Genomic DNA, 17,495 nt, shown 5'->3' on the forward strand with positions numbered 1-17,495 from the left:
ATTTCATTTAAGCAATGTTGACAGTTAAAATCTGATTCTTTTGAATGTTTAAGGTTTCTTTTATCAGGATTTCCACCACATTATTTTCCTGTTTAAAAGTTAAAGGGATTTGTTTTCCGGCTAATTCAGCCGAAACTGCAGTTAGTTTTCCTCCGCCAAGTTTTTCCAGAGCAATTTTATTCAAAGCCAGAGTACCATATTTCAGTTCGAAATGGTGGATCTGTTTAAGTCCGGCTTTTTGCTGACTATAAGTTCCCCAGCCCATTGCGGCAGTAAAAGGTGCTTTAAAGTTCTCTTTGTTCCATTTCGGGGCAAAAGCAATATATCCTTTTGGACCATGGTACTCAAAACCACAGGCGGTAATAAAAGTCCCGTAACTTGCCATTGCCCTTGCATAATGGTCGCTACATTCTATTTCATTAAATGGGTTTCGCTTTGCCGCGTGGTGCCTGTCATGAATAACACGGGTTAAGATCAGGCTTTCCTGTACCATACCCTCTGCCATAAAATGTGCGGCTACCTGATGTTCAAAGCCGCTCATGCACTCATGAAAATAACCCAGCTGCCAGCCTACATTTTCTCCAAATGGTTTAGGTTCGTTATGGGGATTGGTATTCATCACCATTCCCCCCTCACCTGGAAGTGCATACGGGCGACCACCGGTATGGGTCTTGATATAAGGCCCCACATCCATGGTAAAATTATATTTCCATAAGGCTTTTAGTGCAGACAATGCTTTTCCCTTATCCAATACCCGCGGTAAACCCACCTGAAAAGCCCAGCTCTGTCCGTAAACCTGATCAATATGACAGGTATTATAAGATCCCAGTTTTTCACGTCCCTGAACGGCATCCGGACGGTGGATAAAATATTCTCCATTAAACAGTTCTTTTTCCATATTCCTGCGCCCGTTATTTACATAATTTTCGCAGATTTTGGCGAATGAAGTATCCTTTACTTCTTCTGCCATGGCCTGTGCTGCTCTTGCCGCAGCAATACAAAGTCCTACTATCCAGGCAATTTCTCCTTCCCATACTGCATCCAGGGTATTTTCCATCGGCGTATCGGTCATGCCATCTCCATTCTTGTCCTGATCGAGCATAAATTGCACAGCTTTTTTGATCTTTGGCCAGTTGGCCTGCAGGAAAGCATTATCCTTACTCATTTGATGTTCGCGATAGAATCTGAGCACCGTACCGGCCTGACCATCAATAGCCGGCCTGCTTTCATTTTCTGCCCGGAAAATAATGGCGCCGGTATCTGCTTTAAATCCAACGCCTAAGTCAACATGCTCACGCAAACCTTTCTCCAGTTCCGGAAAAATCCTGGCTACAGCCTGTGCGTATTGCCAAACGTGGGTACAGGTACCTGCGCAGGCACCCACACCTTCCCAACCCCAGAACCTGCCATCGGCAAAGCGGTAGGTATTGGCAGTAGCCAAGGTACCTATGTTTACAAAAGTCCTTTCCAAAAACCAATGCGGCAAAGTCGAATTGTTCCAGGTGTTACTCCACAGCTCAGTGGTAGCAGATAGTTCATCAAAATTCTTATCTATAAATGCCGAAACTGCGTTCGCATCTTTAAACTTCCTTCCGTAATGATAACCAGCTTCGGCATCTTTCACCAGTTTTTTAAGCTTGGGGTTAGGGTTATTAAAATGCCAGCTTATCGAATAATCTGCTTTCAGCGATTTTCCCGGCAATAATTCACCAGAGAGGCCAATACTGCCAACGAGTTTTTCTGGCGCCGCTATGGTTGCGGTAGCTGTTCGTGCCTGATCAAAATCCTTGCTTGCTATAGGCCATGGACTAAATGATGCCTGGGCTTTTCCTTCCGGGCTATGCAACATAAAACTCATCGTTCCACCATCACCAGCGGCCTTTACCTCCTCGTTTGTGGATTCAAAAGATGAAAATATACCCGTAGATTTTTCAAGTGTAATGACCTGGTTTTTTCGCTGCCCGGTATTTAGTTTACCTGTGAGTTTATTTACCCCATTCTCCATCCAGCCCAAAACAGAAACTTTTAAAGGGTTTTTACCTTTGTTTACGACTGCCAGGCGCAAAATGGTGGCTGGTAAAGCCGATCGTTCTGCATCAAGCGGAATAAAAGGCGAATAAACCTTTAGGTTTACTTCAAGCGGAAATGCTTTGCTGCTGTATTTAATATTGGCTACAGGATAAGATGCGGTAAAACTAACCTCATCCCAATCACTTTCATTGAGTTCCTTTATCACATTTTTCCCATCAATCACCGTTTTAACAGCGAAACCCTGATCGAGTACGCGTTTGTTATCGGCAATGGCAGGTTCTACATATGCCGCACCGTCTCTCACACGTATTTTACGTACCGTAGTCCCATCGTTCCAATTCACCACTTTCGGATCTATTCCTTCCTGTGGTCCTTCAAAGGTTTCGTTATAAATCTGCCAAAGCCAAAGGCGTCCATCTCCACCTACATAAACAGTTCCGGCATGTAAACCTCCTGCAGGCATACCAATGTATTTTAATTCATTTTTACTTTTCAGGTAAGTGCTTGCCTCACCTCTGTTAAAAAGCGAACGTGCCCAAAGCGGATCAATTCCTTTATCTTCCGGAATATTGTGTAAGGGATAATCTTGCGCAAAAATGCTCCGGGCCCAAACCGGAAACCATAATGTAGCCAGGCCTGCTGTTAACAAACCTGTCTTTTTAAGAAAATCTCTTCGACCAACTGTATGATTATGCATAAAAATTCTGTGTGGTGATTAATGTGTGTCTAATTGAGCTGATGTTATCCGTTACTCCATTCTTTTTTATAAGTTCAGCTGAAGATAATGGTCGCGAAGGCGGCGTATCTTTTATAAAAAGGGAAATAGCTTCGCTATCGACAGCCATCCATTTGCGCCCCGAAAAATCAGATAGTTGGATCATTATTGGTTAGGGATAATACCAATTTAAATATATGTTTATTCAGCCGATATCGCCCCGCTTCTACAAAAAGACTTAATCATTTGGCAAAATCGCATAATATCAGTTAGAGACACAAAAAACCCCTGTAAATAATTTTACAGGGGTTTTTAAGCCATGGGTTGGCCAGTGGTTAGCTATTAATTCCTTTCATTAATTAAGCATCCGGTATTTCAGGCTCCACCAGTTTGGCTAACTTTTCGAGCGATTCCTGCCAGCCGAGGTAACACATCTCTACAGGTATAACAGCGGGAATCCCTTCTTGTGTAATTTTAATTTCAGTACCCACCAAAGTCTTTTTGAACCAAACGGAAGTGATCATCTCACCAGGCAGGTTTGGATCATCAAACTGATCGGTATACTTAAGAAACTCGTTCGGCGTAACTTCAAGATATTTCCCCCCGAAGGAATGACTATTTGAGGTGGAAAAATTTTGAAACGACATTTTAAAAGAGCCTCCTAATGTGACTGTCATTTCGTGAACAGTACAAAGAAAGCCATATGGCGGTAACCATGAAGCAATGGCCAGAGGTTCGGTGAATGCACGGTATATTTTTTCTGGCGACGCTTTTAAAACCCTGTGCAATGAAACGCTGTTGTTCGACATAAAATCATTTTTTAATTTCCTACTCTTTAGGCTTTTCGGTTTCGCCCGTTTTTTGGGGTGGTCGCTGCTCCACCAGCTTTTCGGTTTTTCATATCAATCCCGACTATACAAAGATGGCATGTAAATCCGGGTTTGCCGGTGGCAATATGCGACAATGTTAGAGGGGCTTTACGGCCAGATAATTTAGATCAGCAGGGTACTTAATATTTTCTCAAAAAACATTGTAACTATTTGATTACATTGAATTTGTTTATATATTAGATCACCTGATCAATACATTAACCTAAACTAACTTAAACATGAAAAACACAAAAATTTTATCATTAGCCATGCTATGCGTTTTATTTATCTTCGCATCCTCATGTAAAAAGAACAACACTTCTGAACAAAGCGACAACAAAGACGAAATATCAGCAAGTACTTTACAGCAAATAAAAAGCCTGGGATTTAGTGTCGAAAATGCACGTAAGGTAGATAATGGTTATCTGGTTGAAGGCGATATCCTTTTAACAGATGCCAACCTCAACGAAAAATCTTCGAGTCCTAATTTAAATATTGCTGAAACCGAGCAGTACCGAACTACGAATGTGGTTAAATCACTGCCACGTGTGATTACCATTTCTGTTACCAATTTGCCACAAGTATATAGTGATGCCGTTAATCTGATGATTTCAAGATACAATTCACTGGGCCTGCGTATGACTTTTCAAAGAGCAAATACGGGTACTACCGGTAATATTGATGTATTTGGATTTAACGAAGGACCAAGCGGTGGCTATATCACTTTAGGTTCATCTGGCTTCCCTACTTCAAGTGGCGAACCATTTAACCAGGTTAAAATGAATACGAATGTTAATGCCTACGGAACGAATCCTAATTTATTGTATGTAGCTTCTGTTTTACAGCATGAAGTTGGACACTGTATAGGATTTCGCCATACGGATTATATGAACAGAGCATATAGCTGTGGAGGAAAACGCTCCAACGAAGGAGCTGCAGGTGTTGGTGCTATCCAAATACCAGGAACACCATCAAAAGCCGATGCAGAATCGTTTATGCTGGCTTGCTCTAATGGTGGAGATCGCACCTTTAATGCAAACGATGTAATTGCAATGAATTACCTTTATAAATAAACCAAATACAGATCAGGTATTGATCAGATAAAAAAGAGGGACTTTTCAGCTCCCTCTTATTTGTTTAAATCAGCGTTTATTTTTTTTCATCCAAAAGATACAGTCCAAATTCGGCAAGTGTAGGGTTCAATCTTGACGATAAAATCTTAAATCTTACTTTCTTCGCCGTAACCGCATCAAATTTTAATAAACGTTTATAACCTACAGTGGTTCCCGATGCAAAATCTTTCCATTCAGCACCATCAAAGTATGCTGCTTCAAACTTTTCTATGCGCTGCCCTACTGCAATATTTTCTTGTAATGAAAGTACATTGAAGGTTACTTTTTCAGGCCAGTTTAACTCGAAGGTTACCGTTGTATCTTTATCACGGGGAGTAAAATAAGTATTCAGTTTACCATCGAACATCGCTTTTACTGCTTTTGATGAAATCGAATTGATGGCAGCCGATTTAGCGATATTGTTTGAAAAGGTCTTTTTCATTTCCTGACCAAAGGCCTCAAGGTTTTGAACATCGCGATCAGCGATCAATCCTTTAGTATTAGGCGGGATATTTAAAAGCAAAACACCATTTCTTCCGACCGATGTAAAGTAAACCTCCATCAAACGTTTAGCTGTTTTTACTTTTGCATCTTCGGTGCTATGGTAAAACCATCCCGGACGGATACTGACATCAGTTTCTGCAGGGTACCAAACCAAACCTGTCGCATTGGCTAGTTTAGCTCTGCTCCCACGGTCCTGATCTTTGTAAGAACCCGATAAAGTTGGGATCACGTTTACTTCTTTCTGAGATAAAGCCGCAATCTTTTCCTGACTTTGTTCGGCCATTGGCAAAACACTCCATTCTGTTTCGCGGCCAACACCAGTTTCGGTACCTACCCAGCGTACATCCGGCCCCTGAACAGCAATAACCGCCTGGGGTTGCAGTTTTCTAATCAGGCTGTACCAGGCATCAAAATCGTAAACCTGCTTTTTGCCGTTCGGTCCTTCACCATTCGCGCCATCAAACCACACCTCATCTACCTTACCATATTGGGTTAACAATTCTGTAAGCTGATTTACAAAATAGGTATTGTAAGCATCCGATCCGTAGGAAGGATTGTTGCGGTCCCATGGCGATAAATACACGCCAAAACCAATATTATATTTTCTGCAGGCATCTGCCACTTCTTTTACGATATCGCCTTTGCCGTTTTTGTAGGGTGTATTTTTGATGCTGTGCTCTGTAAACTTACTTGGCCATAAACAAAAACCATCGTGGTGTTTAGCGGTAATAATGGCCTGTTTAAAACCTGCTGCCTTTATGGCTTTAACCCATTGTTCTGCATTGAGCAATTCGGGATTGAATTTAGAGATGTCTTCTTTCCCATCACCCCACTCGCGGTCGGTAAAGGTATTGATGCCAAAATGAAAAAAGGCGGTTAACTCCAAACCTTGCCAGCGCAACTGCCTGGCAGAAGGTACAACATTGGCTGCTTTAGTTATTATGGTGCTTTGATTATCTGTTTTAGAGATGCTTACATAACTTTTTTGCTGTCCATAAGCCTTGGCCGTTAATAATAAGGACAGTACAATGAGGGTGTTCTTCATTTGATTCTTTTATAGTTTGTGTGTGTTTAATAATGTTCTAAAATATATAAAAAGCAGCAACCAGCAAGGGCTACTGCTTTCGAGCGCTTATTTTGTATGCTAAAGGAACATTAAAATCAGCTACGATCGTTAACTTTGCTTATAGGCCAAACACCAATGACAAAATGGATCACCCGTGAACACCCGAAAATTGACCGGATTGCCTGCCCATGGCTGATCAGGCGTTTTATCGATCCTGATGCAGAAATTATTTATGTACCTTCAGATCAGGTGATGATGAAAGCTGAAGCTTTAGGGGCCATACCATTCGACATGCCAGATGTTGAATATACGCATTACGACGATCAGTGCACCTTCGATTATTTCATTAAAAAACACCAGCTAAAAGATACGGCGCTTGATCGCATAGCCGCCATCGTGCGTGGGGCAGATACCGATCGCCATGACTTTGCTCCACAGGCAGCCGGCCTCGAAGCTGTATTTTCGGGATTAGCCTATCACAGTTCAAATGACCAGGAATTACTGGCACTGGGTATACAGATTTATGATGGCCTGTACAGCTGGGCAAAACACCTTTACCACAAAAAACATACACAGGCGGGACCAGTTGAACAAATGTTACTGGAGATTTATACCAGATACCTTCGGGAAAATAAAGGAAAGAAAGCACCGGCCTGGGCAAACGAATTACGGGAAATGATACAGGACCAGATGGATACCAATATGTCATTGAGCCTACAGCAAGCTTCGGATGAACTGGAGATTAACCCGGCCTATTTATCAAGGGAGTTTTCCAAATATTTTGATAACCTGTCTTTTGGAGATTATATAAGGAAGATGCGGATTGAAAAGGCCATGCTGTTAATAGAAAGCACCTCTTATTCCTTAACCGAAATTGCCTATCTCACAGGTTTTTCTGACCAGAGCCACTTTAACCGGATTTTTAAAAAGCAGACCGGGGAAAATCCATCATTTTACAGAAAAAAGCACCAAAAAGGTAAAACGGATACAAATAGTTAAATCTGTACAATTATAAGGTTTTGCGAATCAGCAATATTGTAATGAAATACAATTTGCCTGATGAAAGAACAAACAGATAAAGCCAAACCGCTATACTCACTTGCCGAAATCACAAAATATTTCCTGAAACTGGGCACCTGGGGATTTGGCGGTCCGGTTGCGCTGGTTGGTTATATGCAGCGTGATCTGGTGGTGCAGAAAGGCTGGCTGACAGAAGAAGAATACAAGGAAGGGCTGGCACTTGCCCAACTGGCACCGGGGCCGCTGGCCGCACAATTAGGCATTTATATTGGCTTTGTACACTATGGTTTAATTGGCGCTACGCTAACCGGATTAGCCTTTATATTGCCATCCTTCATCATGGTGGTTTTGCTTGGTATGGCTTACCAGCTTTATGGCGGACTGGCCTGGATGCAAGCCGTATTTTATGGTGTAGGTGCTGCTGTAATCGGCATTATTACCATCAGTGCATATAAACTCACCATCAAATCAATCAGCAAATTCGAACCAGCTGCCATTAAATCCAAATGGCTTTTATGGCTGTTCTACATCATCGGAATCGTGATCACCGTGATTACCGAAAAAGAGGAAGTTTTACTTTTTCTGGGCTGTGGCATCCTGTACATGCTGATTAAAGCTCCACCACAATGGATTAAAAAACCTTCCCACCTCCCAGTCGGAATCCTATTTAGTACTGGTTTCTGGAACTATGACAGTAAAACTTTACAAGAGATCGGCTGGTTTTTCGCGAAGGCAGGCGCCTTTGTATTTGGCAGCGGACTGGCCATTGTACCTTTCCTGCACGGTGGCGTAGTAAAGGAATTTGGCTGGCTCACCGAGGCACAGTTTGTAGATTCGGTTGCAGTCGCCATGATCACCCCCGGACCGGTAGTCATTACGGTGGGCTTTATCGGCTACCTGGTGGCAGGTTTTCCGGGGGCCTGCGTTGCAGCACTCGCTACTTTTCTACCCTGCTACATCTTTACAGTAGCTTTAGCGCCTTCTTTCAAAAAGATTTCAAAAAACAACAGCGTGAAAACATTCGTAGAGGGAATTACCGCCGCTGTAATTGGCGCCCTGGTGGGTTCGGTCATGGTGATCGGCATGCGCTCGATAAAAGATATTCCAACCGCATTGATCGCTGTAGCCACTATACTGGCACTCCTCTACATCAAAAAATTACAAGAGCCTTATATCATTGGTATAGCGGCCATTATCGGACTACTCATCAAATTCATTTAGCTTTCAATGATGCATAAAATTTTTACCAGATCAATCACCCTGCACAGTATATTTTTACTGGTTTTCGCGGCTACACTAAGTTTATCCGCAACAGCGCAACAAACCGTCCAAAGCCCAGTCTATCCTAAGGTAACCGGTTATTTCAGCTTGCTCCACCCCATCGGATCCTGGGACAAAAATGGATTTCATGATAACTTTTCGGAGGTTTACACGCTCGCCTTTCCGTTTGGAATCAACATTTTAAAAAGCGACAAATTCGGAATCAGTTTCGAAATTGCACCCAGTATACGTACCGAACAACACATTTCGAAAGTAAGTTCAGTCTTGTTTCATCCAGGGGCGATGTTCCGGTTTAAACATGGCTTTACCTTTATCGGTCGTGTTGCATTTGAAACCAGCGGCCGTTATGGCTTTACACCAGTTTTGAACCAGGTGATCAAAAAAGGAAAAAATACGAGTGTATACCTGGCCATACCTTTCCCGGTGAGGTTTGGGAACAACCTCCCTCCCGCACTTTCTACAGGTTTACAGCTAGGCCTGGGTTTTTAATTTGGATCAAACTCTACCACCCATTCAATGCCATATTTATCCCTGAACATGCCGGCATAGGTACCCCATGGACTATCGTCAATTGGCCCCTCCACTTCTCCTCCTGCCGATAATCCCTTAAAGATTTGATCGGCTTCTTCACGGCTTTCGGCATTCACGTGTATTTTAGACCGGTTTTCATTTTCGCTTACCTGGCCCATAAATGCAGGAACATCATTACCTATTAACACATTGTTTTGGCCAAGCGGCAAACCGATGTACATGATTTTATTTGCCTCCTCTTCGGCTACCTGAAAATCGGGACCCGATAAGTCTTTAAAACGGGTAATTTTGGTAAACTCGCCGCCAAAAACGGATTGGTAAAAAGTGAACGCTTCTTCGGCATTGCCATTGAAGTTGATCCAGGGATTAATTGCTCTCATGGTTTTTATTTTTAATTGATGTTGTTGCTCAGCCCAATTGCACGGTTCATAGCTAAACCCACTTTGTAGCGAGATGCTTTGTGTTGCTATTTAAATATGTATCAAATCGCTTGTCATTCAAGTTCCCTGCTTTGATTTTCCAGATCCTCATACTTTAGAGATTTTTCATAATATTGATATGCTTTTTTTGCCCAGGCCCGAACTTCTCGCAAAGGGTGATTTAGCAGTTGTTTCATTAAATCCATCAGTTTTTGGAAATACCATTCCGATCCACCAACGGTTCCAAAAGTTCCGAGGTTTGCCACTATTTCATCTAACACTTTTTCTTCACTTCCAAATTTATCAATAAAGCTTTTAGCAAAAGGATGGACTACGAGTGCATTAACCTTTTGTCCATTTTCATGTTCCAATTCAATTGTTTTGTCAAAGGTCATCATATTGGCGATGGCTAATCTGCCTCTTTCATTATTTTTGGCCCATTCATAAAGTTTCTCATAATTATCGGTTTTTCTAAAAAGAATCCCCTCTCGACTATTATTCCCATTTTTGGTTCCAATCATAGATTTCAAATGTACTATCGTCAAGTAATTTTGGTTTAGTTTTTCTCCAATAAATGGCCAGGCTATGTCAAAATATTCATCCAATAATATAACGAAAACCTCAGGTAGGTAGCTTTCAAAACCATAGTTAAAATTTTTATCATCGGTAAATTCAGTCACTTGTGATGCAATTGTTTTTGCGAGGTCAGTATCATTCGTCCCAGACAATAATTTTGTTGCTGATGTTGACCAATAAAAAGGCTCCATATTACGACCTTGAATCAATAATAGGTTATCTGACATAATAATTTTTCTCATTTCCCCTTTGTACTTCTGCCAATTTTTGTCATTATGAAAACAGTGCATAAATAAAATCGAAAATGCGGTACATTTTCCATCCCGTCCATAACTGGCTATACGATCGATAAAAATTAAAAGCTCTTCAGCTGAAAGATAATCAAGTGGTTTTCCCATCCGGAAATGATCGAATATAGTAATGGGGTAATGACCCTCATCAACAAGTTGAAAAAGTTGCATCAATTGTTCTAACGGGTAAGGGTGTAGTTTTGACAGGTTGATGCAGTAAAATCTAAAATCAGGGTCATTTAAAAATTGTGCCAACATTAAATCATAGAAAGCTGGCTGATCAACTCCAGATATTAATCCCATGATAAATCCTGGATTTTGAGTTTGCGAATCAATTTCTCTTAGACTCTCAATAGCATCCATTACAATTTGTTGTGCATTTGGATCGATTTGTCCAATCTTTTTTCCAAAATTGAAACTCTGCCGCTGCTCCCCTATTAAAAGCGTTGGAATTTGATCTTTCCAATCGGTTTTCCGATCCAATAAGTGAATGGCAAACTCTTCAGCTTTTTGTTGCTGTTTGTAAACATTTACACCATTTATCAAGATAGGTTCATCGTAACTCCATTCTGGGAGAATGACATTTGCCAAAAATTCTTCCTTAAGATCTTTGGGCTGAAATTCCTCTATTAATTTATATATGTCGTCTCTTAAATCGCCGGGAGCTATATCATCATACTTCAAAGCCTTTTGAAGTTCACTTCTAACTTCCATCCATGCTCGAGCACCGCGATTAGTTACAGCCTGAAGACTGTCAATTAGGATATCAGACGCATTTTCAGTAATTAATGTCCTTACCGATCTTCCTAATACCTTCAGTGCGTGTTCACTGTGTATATTGTCCACATTTATTATCGGCAAAAGCATTTCTAAAATGCCCTTCCAGTATGCAATTATTTCATCCCAATTTTTTGGATTGAAGTCAACAAGCGGTTTGCCCCTACCTTGCTTTTCCGCTCCACCGCTTCTATGATGTTGTCCTTGTGGTATAAATGTTCGCGACATACAACTAATAGCAAGCTGAGTATAGTCAGAATCGTTTTGCGCTAACGCCCATTTCAAAATGTCTATGCGTTCCTGATAATCAGCCGCGGTACCAGCTAAGAACCTTTGAAACAATTGGGTAACCTGTCCAGTTGCATTGTTTGCCCAATTTTCATTCTCGCTAACTGCAAGGCGAAAGAGCAGTTTTGTGCTTTCGTAAAAAGTTTCCTTGTGGAAACATAATTTTTCTAATGCCCAAACAAGATTTCTTCTGCCATCCGAAAGATCTAAAAGTTCTTGCTTTGTCGAGCTAGCGAAGGCACTGGTTACAGCTGTGCAAGTTGCCTCGGGATTCACTTCAACAACATAGCGAAAGAGTAGTGAACCCCATTCAGTTTTAAGAACTTCCGCCGTACCAAAAGAACTGTTCATCCCAAACAGTTCTTCAACTATAACCTTTGCCTTATCCAATTGGTCAAGATCTGTCAATCTTGCCAAAAATTTTGGTTCAAGCTGAACTTTTCGAAGGTCCTCAATGATTTCTTTTATTTTGTCTAATGGTGTTACCGTAAGCCATTTGGCAGCTAGCTGAATTGCAAGCACAGTTGGTTTAACAACATAGTAAACGCCACGTTGCTCAATAATATCTTCCGCTTTAAATTTTTGACAGATTTCCTTGAATCGGCTAACGGTGACAACTTCATCACATACTCTGGTCCTAATAAATTCAGTCTGACTATTTAGTGAATCTCTATAGTTCACATTGATTACTGATGCAAAACTATCGTCAACAAATCCGAACGCAGAAAATACCGAACATGCACGAAGAACATTCAACTCGGTTTGGTTCGCAGGCTTTAGCCCAAAGACCAACTTTTCTATTGCCTCTTCTTCAAAAAACTTATCGAAGTCAGTTATCCCATTTTTCTTAATAATTTCGCAATATCGTACAGCCATCCAAGGATAACCCTCACATAATCTAGTTACATAACTGATGTCTTCAGCAAAGTGTGTACTCCTGAGCTGTTCCTGCACGATTTGTCTGACCAAATCTCGCTGATCCTCTCTATCGATTTTGATTTTTACATCATCAACCGAATTGTTGTCGTCAAAGCCTAACGTAATCAGCTTCAAATCCCCCTGTGTTTTAACTAGATTGGAAAGTTCTTTATGCCTTTCCAAATCACAATTATCAACCACAAGTATACCTTTTTGAGTTTTTCGATGAGAGGTAATATAATTATGTACTCTTTCATAGCGCCCCTCTATTGCAATATCACAATAAACAAACTGAGCATTTAAGAGCCTAGTTTCTGTATCAATAGGTCTAAAAGCTTCCACGACCAACCGTGTTTTGCCGATACCTGAATGGCCAATAATCCGAATTACCTTTTGAGATACGATGTTATCTCTAATAGTCATAATATGTTGAGAAACTCGAGTGTCAATTTGATATGGCACTCGGTCTGCTTTGTTATCAAGTTCGGTATCTATCCAGTCCCGATATCCTGTAGGCTTAGTAATTCCACTGAAACCTTGCACAAGGTCGACTGCCGAAACATACTTATTTACCCAATTTTTGATGAAATTTGCGTCAAACACTCTAATATCGAGACTGGCATAGTTTGGTTTCCCGGCAATTTGTATGGCTTCCCTAAGTTTGGTTATTTTCTTAGTTTTCATCGAATCAGTATTTGCCTGAGTTGTGAAAAGAATATAAGCACCATCAGAATCAACTATTTTTTCAACTTCAGGTTTTAGTTTTCTAGATTCACCTTCTTTTTTTGGAAGAAGAATTTCTTCAAAACAAGCTTTAGGGTTGAGTTCCGTTGCTTTATTTTGAAATGCGGTTATGTTTTTTAGCAAATGGGCCGTTGAAGATGGGTTACCATTCCACTCAATTCTACCATCGACACCACCATCCTGTGATTTTTCGTTCTCAGGAACCGAAACATAAACTTCTTGAAGTTTAAAATCTTCAGCTTCGAGTAAAAGGAGTTTCTCCAACAACCGTCCAAGCTGGTGTTCATCCAATCTGGAAATATGATCAATAGTTACTTCATTAATACCGTGCATAGTGAGGGCTCTTTAATTTCTTAAAGCTACAAAACTATTTTGAACACAAATAACCTTACTTCTTCCTATACCCTGAAGTAGGAAAGTTGAACAGAGAAACCAGAGCTGAACCTTGCTAACGTGCCAATCTATTTCTAGTCTATAGATCTGGATTGTCAGGCTATAAGTTGAAGGATATAGCACTGGGTATTTTCACATACTGATCTTCGGAAAGACCAGCGAGCTTCAAAAGATTTTTTGGAATATTTGTATTTAAAACTACGTTGCCATCACTTAAATTCTTAAGAATATTTTTGGTAATTGTCTTTTTTATTAATTCATCACCTTTTTCGGCAGCTAGTAGTTCGAGGATTTTACTTTTATAGCCGATACCCCGAAACGATTCTCTGAGGTGCCATACATTAATCCTTTTCCATCGCCTTATTTAGCTTTTTGTCGAATTTCGTCTACTTCTAAGAGGTGCCTTTAAGATGTTTTTAGCCAACAAAAAACCCCTTCAAGTTATCCTTAAAGGGGTTTAAAGCAGTGGGCCCACCTGGGCTCGAACCAGGGACCAAAAGATTATGAGTCTTCTACTCTAACCAGCTGAGCTATAGGCCCGGAAAAAAGGTTATCCTTTTTTGCGAGTGCAATGTTACAAATTTGAATTGAATTTTCGAAAATGTTTTCGGCATTTTTTCATAAAAAGGAAGAATATAAACTCATTTTCAAGTGCTTAATTTTACTTTTCATTTTAGCCCCCCTCTTTTCTGATTAAAAATTGTGGATAAAACACCCGTTCATCTATCCTCAAATCCATTTCGAATAGGTTAATTTTGTAATTGATATGAATACGCCCGATCCGGACAACCAGCTTCTTTTAGATTTTTTAGCCACCACCAACCAGCCGGTTTTTTTAACCGGTAAAGCCGGAACGGGTAAAACCACCCTCCTGCGCAAGATTAGAGACACCACGAAAAAGAATTTCGCCGTTGTTGCCCCCACTGCGGTGGCCGCCATCAATGCCGGAGGCGTAACGCTTCACTCCTTTTTTCAGATTCCTTTTGGTCCTTTGGTTCCGGTTGTTGATGAACATGCGGAAACGAACTTTAAATACTCGGATGAAAAAACAAGGTTATTACGCTGCCTTGATTTATTAATTATTGATGAGATTAGTATGGTTAGGGTCGATCTGATCGATTTTATCGACCGTACTTTAAAACGTGTTAAAGGTTCAAACCGTCCTTTTGGGGGCGTTCAGGTATTGATGATCGGCGATCTTTATCAGCTCTCTCCTATTTTTCATGATGCCTGGCACATCCTGGGCAGTTATTATTCTAGTCCGTACTTTTTCGATAGCCTGGTTTTCAGGTCTATACCCATGCTTACTTTTGCCCTGGATAAAGTTTACCGTCAGTCAGACCCCGTATTTCTGGATATTTTGAACGGCATGCGCGAAAACAGCCTTGATGCTGGTCTTCTTGCGAAACTGAATGAACGTTACGATCCCTCTTTAAATCAGGAATGGAAAGACGATTACATTACGTTAACTACACATAACCAGCTTGTAAACGAAATCAACCAGGGCTGTTTGGAAAAATTACCTGGAGAAATTTTCGAATTCAATGCGGAGGTAAGTGGCGATTTCCCGAAGGATGCCTATCCTACCGACGAAAAACTCCAGTTAAAGCTGGGCGCACAGGTCATCTTTATCAAAAATGACTCCTCGGGCAAAAGGCAGTATTACAACGGAAAAGCGGCAAAAATAACGGCGATTAGTCAGGATTCGATAAAGGTAACTTTTACTAACGGTGGCCGGGAAATCGAAGTAGAAAAAGAAATCTGGCAAAATGTTAAATATAGCCTGAGTGCTGAAGAAAATAAAATCGACGAAACCAGCACCGGATCATTCTCGCAGTATCCTTTTAAACTGGCCTGGGCCATCACGGTACACAAAAGCCAGGGATTAACCTTCGATCAGGCCATCGTGGACGTAAGCACCGCATTTACCCACGGACAGGCTTACGTAGCACTCAGTCGCTGCAGAAGTTTAGAAGGACTTATCTTAAAATCACCTGTGGTTGCCGAAAACATCATTACCGATGCCAAAGTAATCAGTTTTACAAAGGTCACGCACCAGGACAAACCTACGCCTGAGCTGCTGGCACGTTATAGTCAGCAATATGCCTGGGGATTGATCCATGAATTGCTTGATTTCTCGCTGGTAGCCAAAGACTGGGAAAAGCTGGGGCGTTCCAAACTGATCGACAAAGACGAGAAGAATGCCTTTTTGTCTATTTACGAACAGGGCAACCAGATCCTTCAGCAGGAAATCTTTAAAGTAGCCAGGAATTTTATCGTAAAGGAATTTTCGAAGATCAGCACTGATGAAAATCCGGCCAATGAAAGTGCTTTTATGGAACGTTTGCAGAAAGCCTCTGCTTATTTCGTTCCAAAACTCGAACAGCTCATCAGCTTAATGGCAAGAATTGTGGCCATCAACTTTTATAATGATACCCACTCTGATAAACTGCTTACAGTATTAAACGACTGTAAAGATGCCTTGCAGATCAAGCTGGCTTTATTTAAAATTTCGTGGAACCCCTTTTCGATCAAAGATTATATCCACACCTTGCATGCAGCAGGGAATAAACAACCGGAGAAAAAACCGGTTAAATCGAGCATCAAACCAAAAGAGATTTCCAATCCACAAGTTTATAAAAACCTGGTCGAATGGCGCAAAACCATCGCATTGCAGCGGGGCACGCAGGATTATGCTGTACTTTCTGACCTAGCGCTACTTTCTATTGCTGAAAAAATGCCCAGAACGACCGACCAGCTGGCGGCGCTTAAAAGCGTAGGGATTGGCAATGCAAAAGAACTGGGCCAGCAAATTACCCGCATTGTAAATGCCCATTTGGGTACAAGCGAGTTATTTTAAATGATTAAGCATTTATAGCCTTTACAATAAAGAAAATATTTAAAAGAAGGTAAACGGTTAAAAGCGAGATGGAAAAAAACCGGTCAAACTTTTCCGCTTTTTTCTCTTCTCCTCTTTTAATCATTTTTAAAGAAAAGGCCGTTAATATGATCACGATTAAAATAAATACCAGGGTAATTCCGTGCAAGGTATCTACCAGCGTAAAAGTAGTCGATTCGGGCAGCGAGCCATCAATAATGTATTTATTACCAATTACGGCAAAAAGCGAGCCCACACTTAGTCCAAAGCGCGAATCGATGCTATCGGCATGGATGTAAAAACACATATAGGCAATAAAAAAAGCAACATACATGCCTAAAAACATTTTCCAGAACAGGCCAAAAGCATCTCTGCTAATCCCGATCCTCACTTTATAACTGCTGTATTCGGTTCTCGGCACTTTTATACTGGGATCGCCAAAAGCTGTTTCATAAATTTTATTGGCTGCAGAAGTTTTTAAACTGTCGATATTCCAGCCGCGCAGGGTAAAACGGGGATCAAACTGTTTGCCCAGGGTATCGGGTACAAATATCAGTGATGAGGAATCGAATTGTGAATTTTCTACCGAAAGCCTCAGTAACTGGTGGTCGAATGGAAAATTATTAATCGACCACGAATCTTTCATTACGCATTGCAGCTTCATCAGCATGTACACTTCATTTCCACTGGTATCGATGGTAGAAAACGACTTACTAACGGTTTTAGCCTGAGGTACTTCAAGGTTATCGGCAAAATTAAATTCCTTGTTTTTATATTTCAGCCATAGCCAGAAGTTAACGGTATATTCTTTGTCTTTAAAATCTATATCGTGTATACTGGTAACGTAAATGCCGGTTTTTACCGTATCCGGTGTGTTTTTCTGTGCGAAAGATACGGTAATGATACAGAAAAGCTGGAGCATTAAACCCAGTAAAAAGAGTTTGGCGGTTTTCAACTGTGTTTTAATTTATGGTGTAAAGAATTTCTTAAATATACAGAATAACACTTTATTTATAAGCGATATTTTAGCTTATCGCTTTCAGGCCTCGCTTTTTTTTAATACTTTCGCAACCCCATTTTAGT

The 17,495-nt window shown here is 40.9% G+C and carries 11 protein-coding genes and 1 tRNA gene; 5 read left to right on the forward strand and 7 right to left on the reverse strand.

The genetic code is table 11. From position 1 onward, the window contains the following. Window positions 1-7: 7 nt before the first annotated feature. Together AC04QZ_RS05775 and AC04QZ_RS05780 are read right to left on the reverse strand one after the other, a co-directional pair. Window positions 8-2,728: a GH116 family glycosyl hydrolase gene (locus tag AC04QZ_RS05775; protein WP_478356950.1), complete on the reverse strand. Its 2,721-nt coding sequence runs from the start codon at window positions 2,726-2,728 to the stop codon at window positions 8-10. Window positions 2,729-3,105: 377 nt separating this feature from the next. Next, a complete protein-coding gene (locus tag AC04QZ_RS05780) occupies window positions 3,106-3,555 on the reverse strand; it encodes an SRPBCC family protein (RefSeq protein ID WP_478356951.1) in 450 nt (149 codons plus the stop codon). Between the two features lie 299 nt (window positions 3,556-3,854). On the opposite strand from AC04QZ_RS05780, the gene AC04QZ_RS05785 reads away from it, so the two are divergent. Beyond that, window positions 3,855-4,688 carry a M57 family metalloprotease gene (locus AC04QZ_RS05785; RefSeq protein ID WP_478356952.1) on the forward strand — a complete coding sequence of 278 codons (834 nt, stop codon included), beginning with the start codon at window positions 3,855-3,857 and terminating at the stop codon, window positions 4,686-4,688. Between the two features lie 76 nt (window positions 4,689-4,764). Here AC04QZ_RS05785 and AC04QZ_RS05790 read toward each other — a convergent pair whose 3' ends face one another. Beyond that, on the reverse strand, window positions 4,765-6,276 hold the full coding sequence (locus AC04QZ_RS05790) for an alpha-L-fucosidase (RefSeq protein ID WP_478356953.1): 1,512 nt from the start codon (window positions 6,274-6,276) through the stop codon (window positions 4,765-4,767). 156 nt (window positions 6,277-6,432) lie between these two features. On the opposite strand from AC04QZ_RS05790, the gene AC04QZ_RS05795 reads away from it, so the two are divergent. Genes AC04QZ_RS05795 through AC04QZ_RS05805 form a run of 3 tightly spaced genes read left to right on the forward strand, consistent with a single transcriptional unit; the run spans window position 6,433 to window position 9,087 of the window. Beyond that, window positions 6,433-7,296, forward strand: a complete 864-nt coding sequence (locus AC04QZ_RS05795) for a chromate resistance protein ChrB domain-containing protein (protein WP_478356954.1) — start codon at window positions 6,433-6,435, stop codon at window positions 7,294-7,296. 60 nt (window positions 7,297-7,356) lie between these two features. Further along, complete coding sequence (locus AC04QZ_RS05800; protein ID WP_478356955.1) at window positions 7,357-8,538, forward strand: chromate transporter; 1,182 nt, start codon at window positions 7,357-7,359, stop codon at window positions 8,536-8,538. A gap of 6 nt (window positions 8,539-8,544) precedes the next feature. Continuing rightward, window positions 8,545-9,087, forward strand: coding sequence for a hypothetical protein (locus tag AC04QZ_RS05805; protein ID WP_478356956.1), 543 nt, complete (start codon window positions 8,545-8,547; stop codon window positions 9,085-9,087). Here AC04QZ_RS05805 and AC04QZ_RS05810 read toward each other — a convergent pair. From AC04QZ_RS05810 to AC04QZ_RS05820, 3 genes are all read right to left on the reverse strand, one after another. Continuing rightward, window positions 9,084-9,509 (reverse strand): VOC family protein, encoded by a 426-nt coding sequence (locus AC04QZ_RS05810; RefSeq protein WP_478356957.1) that lies wholly within the window; start codon window positions 9,507-9,509, stop codon window positions 9,084-9,086. The genes AC04QZ_RS05805 and AC04QZ_RS05810 overlap by 4 nt on opposite strands. Before the next feature lie 113 nt (window positions 9,510-9,622). After that, window positions 9,623-13,474: a hypothetical protein gene (locus AC04QZ_RS05815; RefSeq protein ID WP_478356958.1), complete on the reverse strand. Its 3,852-nt coding sequence runs from the start codon at window positions 13,472-13,474 to the stop codon at window positions 9,623-9,625. A gap of 526 nt (window positions 13,475-14,000) precedes the next feature. After that, window positions 14,001-14,074 (reverse strand) — tRNA-Ile (locus AC04QZ_RS05820). A gap of 226 nt (window positions 14,075-14,300) precedes the next feature. On the opposite strand from AC04QZ_RS05820, the gene AC04QZ_RS05825 reads away from it, so the two are divergent. Then, window positions 14,301-16,394, forward strand: a complete 2,094-nt coding sequence (locus AC04QZ_RS05825; protein ID WP_478356959.1) for an HRDC domain-containing protein — start codon at window positions 14,301-14,303, stop codon at window positions 16,392-16,394. 4 nt (window positions 16,395-16,398) lie between these two features. Here the strand turns inward: AC04QZ_RS05825 and AC04QZ_RS05830 are convergent, their stop codons facing one another. Then, window positions 16,399-17,367: a ligand-gated ion channel gene (locus AC04QZ_RS05830; RefSeq protein ID WP_478356960.1), complete on the reverse strand. Its 969-nt coding sequence runs from the start codon at window positions 17,365-17,367 to the stop codon at window positions 16,399-16,401. Window positions 17,368-17,495 lie beyond the last annotated feature (128 nt).

The sequence above is a fragment of the Pedobacter folensis genome (assembly GCF_056490665.1).